This window comes from Foetidibacter luteolus (assembly GCF_009650435.1).
Taxonomy (GTDB): domain Bacteria; phylum Bacteroidota; class Bacteroidia; order Chitinophagales; family Chitinophagaceae; genus Foetidibacter; species Foetidibacter luteolus.
Window position 1 is genome coordinate 1 of record NZ_VVIP01000090.1, and the last position, 13668, is coordinate 13668.

Below are 13668 nucleotides of genomic sequence, written 5' to 3' on the forward strand. Positions count from 1 at the left end.
ATACTTCCATCCAACTGTTTAAAGGAATCAAAAATTTCGGATTGTTTGTGTAAGGGTATGCCTATACCGGTATCTATTACCGTGAAACTAATCGCCGCAATGTCCCGGACTGGTACATAGTCAACTTTCGGCAAACTGGTAGCAGATGCCTGGCTTATTTCGAGGCTTACGGTTCCATTTTTTTCCGTAAACTTAAAGGCATTGGATAACAGGTTTTTGAGAATCTGTTCCAACTTCTGCTGATCGGTTACGATTTGAAGAGGTACGTTATGGTCTGCATATATATTGAAGAAAATTTCCTTTTGGGTTGCTACCGGCGTAAATAAGTGCCCGATATTTCTCATCAGGTCTGTTAACTCCACACTGCTCATAACAATATCCATTTTCCCTGCTTCTATTTTGCTAAGATCAAGAATATCATCAATAAGAACACGCAGGTCGTTTCCCGCCGAATGTATCATGGCGACCTGCTCCATCTGCTTGTCAGTCAGATTGCCCGATTTATTGTTACTTAAAACCTTCGAAAGAATCAGCATGCTGTTCAGCGGCGTTCTGAGTTCATGGCTCATATTCGACAAAAACTCGCTCTTAAAATTATTACTCCGCTCCCGTTCTCCAGTCTTATTGATCAGTTCGATTTTTGTTTTTTCAAGTGATGCATTATTTGCCGTCAACTTTTCGACCATTTCCTGCAATGCTACCTGCGTTGCTCTCATATCGTCCTGGGCAGCCAGCAATTCCTCCTCTGCACTTCTTAGCTCTTCATTTGTTGCTGCAAGTTCTTCGTTACTTTCCTGCAGCTTTTTTTCCGCGTTCCTTTTCGAGGTAAGGTCACGGGTAATCTTTGAAAAACCGGTTACGTTTCCCTTCTCGTCATAGATAGCAGTAATGGTTACACTTGCCCAAAAAAGGGAACCGTCCTTCCTTACGCGCCACCCTTCATCGACGGCCGTTCCATTGACTGTTGCGCTTTGTAATAACTTTTCAGGTTGATTTTGATGAATATCGTTAGAGGTATAAAATACTTTAAAATTTTTGCCGATTACTTCGTTTGGTTTATAGCCTTTAATCCGCTCAGCGCCTATGTTCCAATTGTTGATGTTGCCGGCCGCGTCCATTAATATAACTGCATAGTCTTTGATTTCACCTATTATCCTGTTATACCTGTCATCAATATATTGAAGATTTCTTTCTGACTGGTACAGGTCGGTAACGTCTTCAACCTGGTGCATAATATACATAACCTTACCTTGATCATCAAAAACGGGACTGTTTAAAGGACGCCAGTATTTTTCAACAAAACCGTTTCCTGAAGGATCAGGTACATCATATTTTTGGATTGCCATTGCGTCAGGCAGGCCATACTCCAGGACACGCTCAAGTGATGCACGGAGATTCTTTACGCCGTCAGCATGAGGATCTTCGGGATTATCGGGAAATACTTCAAACAAATATCGTCCGGTGATTAACTCTCGCTTTGTAAGCGTATTTTTTAGATAGGAATCCGTAACTGCCACAATTTGCAGATCGGGTCGTAAAATCAGGTATAAACCAGGAGAAGCTTCAAATATTCTTTTGAAGTCAAGTGGGTAAAGTTCCATTTAGTATGCTTAAAATAGGTTAACTGCACAGCACAGGTCATCATTCAACCGGGAAGGAAGCTTTCATATAGGATGGAGTAAACATCCTACAAATTAGGCTTTTCTAATGATAAATCAGCAATGCAAAAAATTATGACCTGGCTACGGATTTGAGCACATGACAATAAGGAGCTGTACAGTCGGCGCTGTTGCAGGCAATATGAACTGTCTGTCACTTTTTTTAACCAGATTTAAAGTTGTCAATGAATTATTATCAACAGCATAATATTAGCTTTACAATAAGTTTATTTCTCAACTCACATTTAAGTGGCCAATTCCTGTGAAGTTCCGGCAAAATCACTTCGCCCATCGTTAATAGCGGAAAAGATATTACCGCAACCGCTGCCTGCCATTAGATAATCCTAATCCTGATTAAGCCACTGCATCAACCAATAAAAATTTCTTGATATGGTAACATCCCCCATTAAAGTATTGTATGTGGACGACGAGGTAAATAACCTGGTAGCCTTCCAGGCTGGCTTCCGTCGGGACTTTGATATACATATTGCTCAATCGGCCGAAGAGGGTCTGCAGATCCTTCAGTCAAATGAGATGCAGGTAATTATTAGTGATCAAAGAATGCCGGTAATGACAGGCATCGAATTCTTTGCAACAGTTATTAAGCGGTTCCCGGACCCAATCCGGATATTGCTTACCGGCTATTCAGATATAGCCGCCGTCATAGACGCCATCAATACCGGGCAGGTGTATAAATACCTGACCAAGCCCTGGGATGAAGAGACGATGAGAATTTTTATCCAAAAGAGTTTTGAAGTATACACATTACGCAAGCAGAATAAATTGCTGACAAAAAAGCTGGTGGACACCAATCGAAAGCTGGAACTGCTGGCAAGACATGCTGTACTTTCTTAAGCCTACAGTTATGTTTCACCGTTGTTTAATATGTCTGATACGGTGATAAAACTGCCGTCGGGGTAACTTCTGCCTTGAGAAGGACTGTTATTTTTGGATGAATTCATCACATCCTTAAACCAGTCACATGGCAAAACCTTTACTACGAATAAAAATACGTTTGCAACATATAAACGGGTTAATCAATAAACAAAAAAAATGTCGGCTTGAATTTCATTGCCTTAGAGAATGTAAAAAAGCAGCTGCTTAAAAAGCAAGAGGAAATACTTGATACAGTCCAGACAAAAAATGCTTTACTGGATCATTTTATTGAGCTAGGATAATTTTGCATTAAATACCTGTTTGGTCACATTCTTTTGTTAACGAAGCGACTCCGCAGAAGTTTCAACTTCCAGCTTCACTTGCAGCAATGCAAATGTTAGCTGGTCGTTTTTTTGTTGTCATCTGAATATTCTAAAATATCACCTGGCTGGCAATCTAATACATTACAAATCGTCTCCAATGTGCTAAATCTAATTGCCTTCGCTTTTCCTGTCTTTAAAATAGAAAGGTTCGATAAGGTCAGCCCAACTTTTTCGGACAGTTCATTTAGTGACATCTTCCTCCTTGCCATCATTACGTCTAAATTTACAATGATTGCCATACCTTATACAGTTAGATCATTTTCGTTTTGAATGTCTACGCCCTTTTTGAAAATAGTCGCAATAATATAAACTACCGCTCCCATTAAAATAAGGGCTTGGCTGTCTGTCCAAAATTGCTTTAAGTTGTCAATAGCAAAACCGTGATGCATTAAATTCTTAGCCAATTGCCTGACAATGTAACTTAACAGTTCAATGAAAAAGTGTAATAACTAATTTGTGAAATTTGTCTATCAACAAAGGCGTTAAAAGGTTTTGATAATGACGAAGGTGGTCAACGGCATTCTTTTTTCCACCCATAATTATTCGCCCGGCTGCCGAATGTTCCGTGCAACATCGGCTTCTTCTTTGGGGTTTCACACCCGACGAAGCCTTAGTTGCTGGCGGCAGTTTTATTCTTGCGCGATTTTGGTGGCGTATTCTTTTAGTGGATTTACAAAGTCACTTCTGTCGTCCATGTAGATGTTTGTCATAAAAATAATACCACAATTTTTATTAAATAGAATATTTGTACTTACGCCTGGGTCATCACCGTCGTGACCAATGAAGCCATCGGTGTACAAGTTCCAGAAAATACCTTTGGTTCGCTTTGAAGCATTAAAGTTTTCCGGGAGACTGTCTGAAGAAAAAACTGGAGAAAACATCACTTCAACGGAATTGTTATCTAAAAGCATTGAATGACCGTTTAATGAATTAATCATTTCTAATTCATATTTACTTAAATCATCAGCAGATGTTATTAAGCCGCCGTCCGGATAAGTAGTCAGCGAATAAAAAGGTAATGGAAAGTCGGCTGCGACGTAAGGTACTGCGTGCCTTTGCATATCAATGTCACTTAAAAACCAGCCTGAACTGTTCATGTGCAAAGGATGTAAAATATATTTTTCAGAGAAAGCCGCAAACGACATTCCTGCTTTTAGCTGGATTAAATATGCAGCAAGCGCAGAAGCTATATTGCTATAACTTGACCTTTCACCCGGCTTACTATTATAAAAGTTTTTACTGCTATACAATTTGCCGTTAGCTTTTAAATAGCTATGCAAAAATGTTTCAAGGGTTGTGTCACTCAGTCCACCAGAATAACCTCTTTCACCCATAGCAGAAAGTGCATCTTTGTTTGTGCAATCAGTAATTATAAATTTATAAGATTTATTATAAATACTATCATTGTCAACAATGCTAGAAGTATGCGTTGTGAGCTGTTTGATAGTGATTGGATAATTTGGGAAGTAAGGGTTTGTGACTTTAAAAGGCAGTATATCATTTATGTTTGTTGATAAAGTAAAATATCCTAAATCAATAGCCTTCATTAAAGCAACAGCAATAAAGGTTTTGCTAACTGAACCAACGTTTTCAATAGTTTGGGTCGTATAGGGCACGTGTGCATTACTGTTTGCATAACCTAAACTTTTTTCATAAACTATGCCATTTTTATTAATAATGATAGCTGTAAACCCAGGAATTTTTGTTTTGCTGAATGCTTGAGTCAACTTAAAATCCAGACTGTCTTTATATTCTTTTTGGGCACGCAAGTTTTCTGTCACAATAGTAATTAGCAAACTTAAAATCAAAAAAGTCTTTATCATTTTAATTTTATTAAGAAACGTCTAAAGGCTATAAAAGTTATAACAATGATTATGAGGTGCCACCAAAATTGCCACCAACGGACACGGCTTGGCGATGTGGCGGCATTTGAAAATCGCCAGCCCGTAACCGCTGCTGAATAAAGTTACAAAAGTTCATTGTTAATTCTGCTGCTCATTAGTATTCCGTCGGCTGGAACTGAAGCCAAATAGCAAATAAAAGTTGAGCATTTATTTGTCGCCCGCCATATTGCCAAACCACCTGTTGTGCGTTCGTACTTCTAGTTAATATTTTCTGTCAAAAGACTTGCCATTGAAACTATACACACCATTGGGATCACCGCCAAACCACAATTCTCCTGTTTTGCTTCTGTAAATAATCCAAATAAGGTCACCATCGAGACCATCTTTTTTGGTAAAATTTTTCACAGAATTACCATCATATCTCCATACACCAGATTCTGCAGTCCCAAACCAAATATTCCCTGAAGCATCCTCTCCAATGGAAAATACTCTCTCAAGAGAATTGCCTTTGGTGTCCTCCTTTTTCAGTTTTTGTTGGTCTGTGAAATTGACTACCTTTTTTCCCTCATATTTAAGAACCCCAATTCCATTATTACCAATCCAAAGATTCCCTTTGCTATCTTCCATAATACTGCGGATATGGAGATGTCCTGTTTCGTCGTTTAGTCCCAAAGAACCATCGTTTATTATTTTAAAATCTGAACCATTATACCCAATCAATGCACCATAAGTTCCAAACCAAACCGCTCCATTTTTACTTCTTACAAAATTTGTCGAAATTGAATAATGATTCTCTTGCCCTAATTTTGTTTTAACAGGCAATGTTCTATATGAAAGTATTTTTTTGTCATATTGATACACACCTGGATTTCCTTCAAGTTTGTTGTAGCCCGCAGTTTCATCCCCTTTAAACCAAAGGTCACTATCAGATAATTTCCATTGTTTTGTTGAGTCGTAATTTCTTTCTTTATAAATAGATATTTTTTGTCCATCATAAATACTTAATCCTTTTCCACATTCAAACCAAATTATTCCTTTTTTATCTTCATAGAAATTCCTCACCTGATTGTCACTTAGTCCGTTTTCCGTTGTAAAATATTGGAACTCTCCATTATGGAGTAAACAAACTCCTTCTTGGTGGCTACCAAACCAAATATTTCCTTTTCTATCCTCTAAAATTGAACGAACGCCTGTTTTGAATTTCAACAATTTGCTGTCAGTCTTAGTCTGTACTACCTGATTTTCCTGATTTGATTGACTTTGACTGTTGCAACAGATTGTAACAGCCAGCAAAAATGTCCAGCAAGGAATAAAAATGTTTTGATTACCAAATTTCATTTTCATTAAAACGGTGTCTTTAGTATGACGCACAACAAATAATATACGCAACACCCAAATGCAAGATATCCAAAATTTGGGGTATCGATAATTGTGTTTATCAGTGTGTTATGTTTTCCTTGTTTCTACTAAGGGAGTTGCGCAAATCTATGTGAGTATAGTTCCTGATACTGCCTCCGATAACACAATCCAACGTCACTTGAAATCCCTGGACGGGAATAATTCTCCCTGTACCAGTTTGGAAAGCGCCTTCTTTTTCTGTTGGGGGGAAAGTATATCCCCTTCTTTCTCATCGGCCCTTGATAAAGTGAGTAGCGGCGGGGTCTTGTCTTCAGGAGAACCAGGTTCCAGCAAGAGGCTGGACATGTCGTAACAACGTTGTATAATCACATGGGTTACCTCGCCTTCCCGCTGCAGGGTGCCTTCGACCATCAGCAGGGTGGAACGGAGTATTTCTTTGCGGTACTTGTTGAATAGATTTTGAAAAGCGACAAGGTTGGCTGTACCGGTTTCATCTTCAATGGTAATAAAGCAAATACCACTTGCGGTACCGGGCCTTTGCCTGACCAATACCAGGCCCACAACCCGCACCGGGGTGCCGTCGGGCCACTGACTTAGTCCGGCTGCGGAAAGCACCTGCCGTTTACTCAGTTTTTCCCTTATAAAACTTACGAGGTGGACCTTGAGTGACAAGGCTGTTGAAATATATTCCTGTATGACGTGCTCTGATGAAGTCGTACAGGGGAGCTGCACTTCCGGTTCTAATCTTGCGAAAAGAAATGTGAAACGTATGTTGACAAGTTTAAAGAATTTAGGGCATGTTTGCAAAATATTACGTGACAAAGTTTGTATCTAAAATAAAGGCAATGGCAGAATTTTGGGAAGAATCATTTAAGGACAAGAAAGAAATGTGGGGTTTAGAACCTGCAAAAGCTACAGTTTTGATAAAAGATTTTTTTGTTGAGCATAAAATTAAAAATATTCTAATTCCGGGGATTGGCTATGGAAGAAATGCACAAATTTTTATAGACAGCGGAATAAACGTAACAGGGATTGAAATTTCAAAGACTGCCATTGATTTGGCTAAAAAACATTTTGGAAACGGGTTGAAAATTTACCACGGTTCTGTAACTAAAATGCCTTTTGACAACATTTTGTATGACGGAATATTCTGTTATGGATTAGTGTATTTATTGAACAGAGATGAAAGAAAGAAGCTTATTCAAGACTGTTTTGACCAATTGAGTGAAAACGGATTTATGGTTTTCACAGCAATAACAAAAGATGCCCAAACTTATGGACAAGGAACACTAATAAGCAAAGATCGATTTGAAATGTTTGGTGGTGTTAAGATTTTCTTTTACGACCGGGAAACCATACAGGAAGAATTTGGGAATACTGGCCTTTTTGAAGTTACGTTAGTAACGGAGAACTATCCATTTCACTTGATTAAGTGTAAAAAAATCTTATAGAATTTCACAACAATCCGCCAATTAAAGCAGTTTTGCCAAATGATAAATGACAGTCGCAGACTATCGTTAATTTTTCGACAATGGAAGGGTTGAAAGCATGTGTATCGAGATTCAGCAACTTGAAACAGACAGCAAATTGACCTTATTGCCAGCAAAGTAAAAGTATGAGAACGGGGAAAGATGAGTATTTTTGAGAAGCTCGTAAAATTGCCGTACAAGTAGTTTCCGTTTTGGATGGCGATATTCATCGCTGTTATTCCGACAACAAAGGCGAAGAAATTACCCGTTATTTTATTTCCGAAAATAATCCGGCGGTTTATCATGTGGACTTTGATGCAAACACGGCATCAGCCGGATACATACAAGCCCAGGACCGACTTTAAACTCACCTTATATTTAAACAAGATAGGGAAGAACTTTCGAATATGAAAGTTGGTCAGGATAATATCAAAAACTGTCTACAAAATAGTCTAAACCAAAATCCACCTCCAGTCGAGTAATTTCTCGTGAGGGGAACAATACGTTATTTGGAATTTCTTGAAAACTATCCCACCCTTGATTAATTCAATCCCCTCAAGCTGTGTCAGTTTAAACTTATAATTTACCATAAAACTTTTGGATGAAGGTTACAAAATTTATGTGTCATACTACAGTTTCTTTCCGTATTTGAGTAGGCTTCGCCATCGTAAGAAATGCTATAACTTCAGGTTGTCCTTTTCTTTCAATATTTTCATCGGCAAATGTGATTCGACAAAATGCAGCCAACGTTTGTTTGGATTGTTTAAAGTCTCTATTACGGCGAAGAGACTTTTTGCCGCGCAACAAGACAAAAAATTATAAAAGTTTGCAGTATCTTTATAAACGTACCTAATATCGGATTATCCTTCTACAACATCTACATTCCCCTTTCCAAGTTTGCTTGTTGAACTTTTGCATGCCAGCCATTTTTGAAGACTAAACATTCGGGCATGATTCAAACAACTCCAAAAATCAAAGTTATTATTGCAGACAATCAGCAGGTATATCTTGATGGCTTAAAATTATCATTGGAACAGGATCCGACAATCGAAGTCGTTGCCGCGGCGACCCACGCAAAACTTTTTGTGCATTATGTCACCCAATACCAACCGGATGTTGCTATTACTGACATGAACATGCCGGACTATGACGGCGTGTGGGCTATCGAACAAATCAGAGTTGCAGTCCCTCATGTTAAGTGCATCGCGTTGTCCAATTACGATTTGGAGAGCTATATCACAGGCACGATTGCTGCTGGCGCTAAGGGATATGTAGCTAAAAATGCGACCACCACGGAGATAATCCAAGCGATAAAAACTGTATATGTAAACAAATCGTATTACTGCTCCATATCTCATCCCCGCGTTATTCAGCTTATTAACCGAAGCCGCAAAAAAACAATCAAAAAGAAAACAGAACCAAATTTTTCTGACAGGGAAATTGAAGTTATCAGGCTTATCTGCCAGGGCCAGACCAGTGAAGAGATCGGCAAAACTCTTTTCCTGAGTCCCCATACAGTGAACTGGCACCGCAGACAAATATTCGCGAAAATGGACACTCATAAACTTACTGATCTTGTGGTATACGCAATACGTAAAGGTATTTTCCTATTGGATGAGGAGTAGTTTTTAGCTCAACGGAATCAATATCTGAAAGTGGGTGCCAGGTTTTTTGCCGGAACTGTAATGCATTGTTCCTTTTAACGATTTGACTCTTGCCCGGATACCAGGCAAACCTCTGCCTGGATGAGAGAAGGTAAATGTCTTATTATCCAGTCCTGTTCCATTATCCTTTACAGAAAGTGATATCCTGTCCGCTTTCATACTTAAATCAACAGTAATTTCTGTGGCCTCAGCATGCTTGACAGCATTGTTTATGAGCTCCTGCACAATTCGATAGATGTTAATCTTTGTCTCATTGCTTAATATCACCTCATCAATTTGATAATTAAGCTGCAAATCAGCAGGTACAGAATCGCCCACCATACCTATCAAATCCCCAAGAGCCGGACCAAGTCCCCCTCGTTCGAGAGCCGGTGGATAAAGTTCATAAGCTAATGTCCTCCCGCTTGCGACTATCTCATCAATCAACCTGATTTGCTCCTTGATCCATGCCTCAAATGATTTATCAGCAGGCGCCCCCTTTTCAAGTCTTCTTTTCATTAATCCCAGCAGGGAACCGATTTCGTCGTGTATATCTCCTGCAATTCTCGCCCTTTCTTCCTCCACCAGGCTTAGGGTTATTTCCATTGCCCTCATTTGCCTGCGGTTATAACGGACAATACTGAAGAGGTAAAGGCCGAATACAAGGAAAAACACCACTCCCTGGAAAATTAAGATGAGGTAAATACCCGTCTGCGTTTGATGCATAATATGGCCATTGAATATAAAAGGTTGGAGATACCGTTGGCAACTGAAAGAATAAGATAAACCAGGCTGTAGAATTGTGGCTGTAAATTTACTTCAATGATAGAAAAAACTTCCCAGATGCTTTTCAGACCAAAGTAAAAACCAAACGCCAGGCATATCAGGAAACCGGGCGAACTAAAAAGGGGGCCGGGATCCAAAAATGTCAGTTCATTAATTTGCCTGGCGCTCAGCAGCGTAATGATGAGGGAGGCAAAGCAACGAAAAAGAGCTCCGTGACGGTGAAGGTTGTGCAACAAGAGTACATCAACGTTCCATACCAACAAACCGCTAACAAACAAGAGTATATAAATTTTTTTTCCGATGCACTTCCATAAGAGAAACTGCCGGAGTAACAAAAGGTACTCCAGCAGCACATAGACGTTAGAATTTACAGCGTTAGTTCCATCCTGATAGATCATCCAGACACTTAAGGTTTCATTGAGTGCACCCAGTATTAAAACAACAATGAATGGGTAGAACGTTTTTGGGAGATACCTTCGACGGATAAAAACGGCAGAGAGAGGTAGCAGGATGGAATAGGTTATAATGACTTCGATTGTGAACTGCCGCATAAGCTGTTGGATTTAACTATCCACCAGGGGTGAAAATGTAGGGCAGTTAGGTGGGCATCTCAGCCCATCTTCCAGGATAACCGGCGGCTGATCTGTTGAAGCTTCTCCTTCCGGCTCAACCACCGGCAGGATATCTTCTCCGGCACTATTTACCGCAATTAGCACCATGCAGATATCACCGCTTTCCTGTTCCCCCAAATATACACGTAAAGCAGCACATTGCTCCGCCGAAAGCAAGGTGTTTACCTGCCTTGCGTCAAATGTTTCACTTACCGGCAAGCTTGCCGCCCTGTTCTTTTGAAACCGGCGTGTTAAAGTCATAGCCTGTTCAAGGCCGATCACATGATTGTTGCTTGTACTCATAGGAAATAAATTTTGTTGAGTGCAAACTATTCTGTGTGGCTTCCATATCAGCCAACGTTTCCGGCAGTTTTGCACCATCGTTTTTAGTGGTATAAACCCATATGTTACAGGGTATTTAAATCGTAGTAATGGTTTTGAATACAGTTAGTTGAAAAACAAAAGAATCTTTAATAGTATTGTAGCCAGTTGAAAATCCAAAAGGTATGATGCCAATATCCTGCGCCGAAAAATCGATTGATCAACCTTCTTACACGAACATTATGCGGCCGGTTGTGTGCCCCTCCTGCACGTATCTACAAGAAGGGTGTTCACTAAGAACAAAAGAAAATGACAATAACGAATACATTGTGGAGCAATTGATGGCCGCGAAGGAATTCATGACAGGACAATTTCCAGTTCACGTACCCCTTGCCACCCTTTGCAGGAAAAGCGGTCTTAACCGCCAAAAGTTACAGCGTGGATTTAAAGGCATGTTTGGTAAGACTATCGGGCGGTTTCAGCTTGAGCGGCGGATGGAAACAGCGTCCAACCTGCTGGGCTACACAGATAAAGCCGTCAAAGAAATAGCTGTGCTTGCAGGCTACAGTTCAGCCGTTAATTTGTGTGCTGCTTTCAAGTCCTATTACAAGCTTACGCCGCTTATGTACCGAAGGCAATGCAAACAGGATAATAAATTGCAGACATGGTCTATTGTTACCACATAACCTATATTTTTTGATATGGCGGGCACCGTTTCGCAGACTTTTCCGGGAAGTATGCCACGGGTACCCCACAGCAGGCGCCGCTTGTGGCTTCCCGCCCGGACATTACCATAAAGATGATTATTACCGACAGCTCCCGCAGGATGGTATATCCCTGGCATGGCCTGGCCCGTCATATCCACCTGCCTTCCCGATCAAAAGGGAATCATAGTCGAAAAGGATGAAAACCTGCAGGGAGAGGATCAGCAGCCATTTTTTCATACGCTAAAAAAAATCAAATGAAAAGAACTTATCTGATATCAGCGGGCACCGTAGCCCTTGCCATGGTCCTGTTTTTTACTGCCAGTTCCTTTGACAAAAAAGTTCCACAAGCTACACCCAGGTACTACGAGTACAACTCGGGAACACAGTCCAATCCGGGTAGCTATTCCGTGTTAACAACCGCGCCCGACGATTGTGAAGGCGCAGCTACCATCTGTTATATCACAGTTCATGATCTCAACGGCGATAATGTTGTCAACAACGCCGATTTCGCCATCCGGTTTTCACAGTTGGATACCGATAGCGATGGTACGCTTGATGACCAAAGCCCCAGTTCTAATCTCGTTAAAAGGAACTAAGATCAAAAAATAATAATTTGCAATTCAGGGACCGCAACTCATCAGCGTTGCGGTCCTCTCATTTTTTGCTTTATCTGGCATTCTGCTCAATGCCAGTCAAGTTGACAACGTCTTCCGGAATCAGGAAAGCATACCTTCGGTCTCCGGGAGGAAGGACGTATTCCTGCCCTTCAATCAAACGAATGAGGGTCATTGCTTCCGCTGGTTCAAGAGAGAACCTCCTGATATCCCACCAACGTGTACCCCTGTACACAAGCTCTTTTTTTCTTTCCCGTAAGACTAGCGCTAGAGCTTCCGCCGAACCGGAGGCCGTCAGCGGCACAAAGCGCCCGCGCTTCCATCGTTTAATAAGCAACTTATTAAGCTGCTCGATGGCCGCAACTCCGTTATCCCGCCTCGCATAACATTCAGCTCGTGTCAGGTACAACTCATCGGTAGCGATTCCATTGAAAAGACTAGTCCGGCTGTTGTTATAAGAGCCTTTAAACCTGTAGGTGCCATCCCCATTGTCAGCAAAAAATACCACCTTTCGCAGGTCATCGTCTTGATAGGATTTGTACAGGTTTGAATCGGTCTTAGCCCTGGAAGTGGCATTGACTGGGGCGCTTGTATTGGTATAAAAGATGACTTCTTCATTAAACCTAGGGACAGGAGCGGATACGCCAGCGTCCAGGGTATTATAATCCATTAAATCGCTGCTGAGATTAAGGCCGGAATCCGCATATCTGCCTGCAAGCTCATAGTCCCCCGTAATCAGCGCCACCCTTGATAACATGCCATAGGCGGCCCCTTTGCCTGGCCGCGTCGCATGAATGGGGGTGGAGGGAAGTAATAAAAGCGCTTCCCTCAAATCCGTCTGTATCCGCTCATAGGTTTGGTCCAAGTCGGCCCGCTGCGTTGGCTGGTTAAAATCTGAGCTTAGCCTCAGGGGTATACCCGGCCCGTTTAAGGCAGAACCTTTCTGGTAAGGCATAGCAAAAATCTGGGCCAGTTGAAAAAAGTGATGTGCCCTGAAAAAAAGCGCGGCACCCTTCAGCTCATTCCACAGATCCCTGTTGTCACTGGCGGGAATTGTCTGCAGCTGATCAAGTACCGTATTGGCAATAAAAACGGCACGGTAAGCGATTACCCAATCGCTGTTATTCTGGGTCGCCGGGTGCCAGATATAGGAGTTCTTTCCCAATTCGTTGTACCCTGACCAGTCAGCGTCCAACATGAAATATTCATCGGCGGCGGCATTACTTGCAGACATGGCCACATTCAGGTCACCGTAGTTATCCAGCAGTGTCCTCAGGTCCTGCAAGCTCGACGGCGTTGAGAGGCGTTGATCAGATTTAGCCGCAAGATATTTCTTGCAGGAGCAGCATAACAACAACGCGAGGATTGTCATGCCCGGCAGCAGTTTATAAAACATG

At 41.2% G+C, this 13668-nt stretch carries 15 protein-coding genes; 5 read left to right on the forward strand and 10 right to left on the reverse strand.

Annotated features, from left to right (window positions below; genetic code table 11):
• On the reverse strand, positions 1-1601 hold a 1601-nt coding region (locus tag F0364_RS26590; protein WP_153797854.1), incomplete at its 3' end, for a PAS domain-containing sensor histidine kinase.
• 447 nt (positions 1602-2048) lie between these two features.
• On the opposite strand from F0364_RS26590, the gene F0364_RS26595 reads away from it, so the two are divergent.
• The gene (locus F0364_RS26595) at positions 2049-2513 is read left to right on the forward strand and encodes a response regulator (protein WP_153797853.1); all 465 of its coding nucleotides are present in this window, start codon (positions 2049-2051) and stop codon (positions 2511-2513) included.
• 418 nt (positions 2514-2931) lie between these two features.
• Here the strand turns inward: F0364_RS26595 and F0364_RS26600 are convergent, their stop codons facing one another.
• From F0364_RS26600 to F0364_RS26620, 5 genes are all read right to left on the reverse strand, one after another.
• Positions 2932-3156: a helix-turn-helix domain-containing protein gene (locus F0364_RS26600; protein WP_153800861.1), complete on the reverse strand. Its 225-nt coding sequence runs from the start codon at positions 3154-3156 to the stop codon at positions 2932-2934.
• Positions 3157-3159: 3 nt separating this feature from the next.
• Positions 3160-3321, reverse strand: a complete 162-nt coding sequence (locus F0364_RS26605; RefSeq protein ID WP_207632896.1) for a DUF2975 domain-containing protein — start codon at positions 3319-3321, stop codon at positions 3160-3162.
• 225 nt (positions 3322-3546) lie between these two features.
• Positions 3547-4740 carry a serine hydrolase domain-containing protein gene (locus F0364_RS26610; protein ID WP_153800862.1) on the reverse strand — a complete coding sequence of 398 codons (1194 nt, stop codon included), beginning with the start codon at positions 4738-4740 and terminating at the stop codon, positions 3547-3549.
• 282 nt (positions 4741-5022) lie between these two features.
• Positions 5023-6105 (reverse strand): ligand-binding sensor domain-containing protein, encoded by a 1083-nt coding sequence (locus tag F0364_RS26615; protein WP_153800863.1) that lies wholly within the window; start codon positions 6103-6105, stop codon positions 5023-5025.
• Between the two features lie 189 nt (positions 6106-6294).
• Positions 6295-6792, reverse strand: coding sequence for an OB-fold nucleic acid binding domain-containing protein (locus F0364_RS26620; protein WP_235921312.1), 498 nt, complete (start codon positions 6790-6792; stop codon positions 6295-6297).
• Positions 6793-6965: 173 nt separating this feature from the next.
• Between F0364_RS26620 and F0364_RS26625 the strand changes: the two genes are divergently transcribed.
• Both F0364_RS26625 and F0364_RS26630 read left to right on the forward strand, forming a co-directional pair.
• A complete protein-coding gene (locus tag F0364_RS26625) occupies positions 6966-7571 on the forward strand; it encodes a class I SAM-dependent methyltransferase (protein WP_153800925.1) in 606 nt (201 codons plus the stop codon).
• Between the two features lie 968 nt (positions 7572-8539).
• Positions 8540-9214, forward strand: coding sequence for a response regulator transcription factor (locus tag F0364_RS26630; protein ID WP_153800865.1), 675 nt, complete (start codon positions 8540-8542; stop codon positions 9212-9214).
• A 3-nt stretch (positions 9215-9217) separates the two neighbouring features.
• On the opposite strand, the gene F0364_RS26635 is transcribed toward F0364_RS26630, so the two are convergent.
• The 3 genes from F0364_RS26635 to F0364_RS26645 all read right to left on the reverse strand — a co-directional run bounded on the left by F0364_RS26635 (position 9218) and on the right by F0364_RS26645 (position 10932).
• Positions 9218-9838: a sensor histidine kinase gene (locus F0364_RS26635; protein WP_207632897.1), complete on the reverse strand. Its 621-nt coding sequence runs from the start codon at positions 9836-9838 to the stop codon at positions 9218-9220.
• 83 nt (positions 9839-9921) lie between these two features.
• A complete protein-coding gene (locus F0364_RS26640; RefSeq protein ID WP_153800867.1) occupies positions 9922-10569 on the reverse strand; it encodes a hypothetical protein in 648 nt (215 codons plus the stop codon).
• Between the two features lie 12 nt (positions 10570-10581).
• A complete protein-coding gene (locus F0364_RS26645; RefSeq protein ID WP_153800868.1) occupies positions 10582-10932 on the reverse strand; it encodes a hypothetical protein in 351 nt (116 codons plus the stop codon).
• A 203-nt stretch (positions 10933-11135) separates the two neighbouring features.
• Here F0364_RS26645 and F0364_RS26650 point away from each other — a divergent pair, with 203 nt between their 5' ends.
• Together F0364_RS26650 and F0364_RS26655 are read left to right on the forward strand one after the other, a co-directional pair.
• Positions 11136-11636, forward strand: coding sequence for a helix-turn-helix domain-containing protein (locus F0364_RS26650; RefSeq protein ID WP_153800869.1), 501 nt, complete (start codon positions 11136-11138; stop codon positions 11634-11636).
• Between the two features lie 275 nt (positions 11637-11911).
• On the forward strand, positions 11912-12253 hold the full coding sequence (locus F0364_RS26655; RefSeq protein ID WP_153800870.1) for a hypothetical protein: 342 nt from the start codon (positions 11912-11914) through the stop codon (positions 12251-12253).
• Between the two features lie 70 nt (positions 12254-12323).
• Here F0364_RS26655 and F0364_RS26660 read toward each other — a convergent pair whose 3' ends face one another.
• A complete protein-coding gene (locus tag F0364_RS26660; RefSeq protein ID WP_153800871.1) occupies positions 12324-13667 on the reverse strand; it encodes a RagB/SusD family nutrient uptake outer membrane protein in 1344 nt (447 codons plus the stop codon).
• Position 13668: the final 1 nt, after the last annotated feature.

What these genes read in the sequence shown, in the direction of transcription:
- F0364_RS26600 (WP_153800861.1), bottom strand. Translation starts at nt 3,156, where the DNA reads ATGGCAATCATTGTAAATTTAGACGTAATGATGGCAAGGAGGAAGATG.
- F0364_RS26615 (WP_153800863.1), bottom strand. Translation starts at nt 6,105, where the DNA reads ATGAAAATGAAATTTGGTAATCAAAACATTTTTATTCCTTGCTGGACA.
- F0364_RS26635 (WP_207632897.1), bottom strand. Translation starts at nt 9,838, where the DNA reads ATGGAAATAACCCTAAGCCTGGTGGAGGAAGAAAGGGCGAGAATTGCA.
- F0364_RS26660 (WP_153800871.1), bottom strand. Translation starts at nt 13,667, where the DNA reads ATGTTTTATAAACTGCTGCCGGGCATGACAATCCTCGCGTTGTTGTTA.
- F0364_RS26610 (WP_153800862.1), bottom strand. Translation starts at nt 4,740, where the DNA reads ATGATAAAGACTTTTTTGATTTTAAGTTTGCTAATTACTATTGTGACA.
- F0364_RS26655 (WP_153800870.1), top strand. Translation starts at nt 11,912, where the DNA reads ATGAAAAGAACTTATCTGATATCAGCGGGCACCGTAGCCCTTGCCATG.
- F0364_RS26630 (WP_153800865.1), top strand. Translation starts at nt 8,540, where the DNA reads ATGATTCAAACAACTCCAAAAATCAAAGTTATTATTGCAGACAATCAG.
- F0364_RS26640 (WP_153800867.1), bottom strand. Translation starts at nt 10,569, where the DNA reads ATGCGGCAGTTCACAATCGAAGTCATTATAACCTATTCCATCCTGCTA.
- F0364_RS26650 (WP_153800869.1), top strand. Translation starts at nt 11,136, where the DNA reads ATGATGCCAATATCCTGCGCCGAAAAATCGATTGATCAACCTTCTTAC.
- F0364_RS26625 (WP_153800925.1), top strand. Translation starts at nt 6,966, where the DNA reads ATGGCAGAATTTTGGGAAGAATCATTTAAGGACAAGAAAGAAATGTGG.
- F0364_RS26595 (WP_153797853.1), top strand. Translation starts at nt 2,049, where the DNA reads ATGGTAACATCCCCCATTAAAGTATTGTATGTGGACGACGAGGTAAAT.
- F0364_RS26645 (WP_153800868.1), bottom strand. Translation starts at nt 10,932, where the DNA reads ATGAGTACAAGCAACAATCATGTGATCGGCCTTGAACAGGCTATGACT.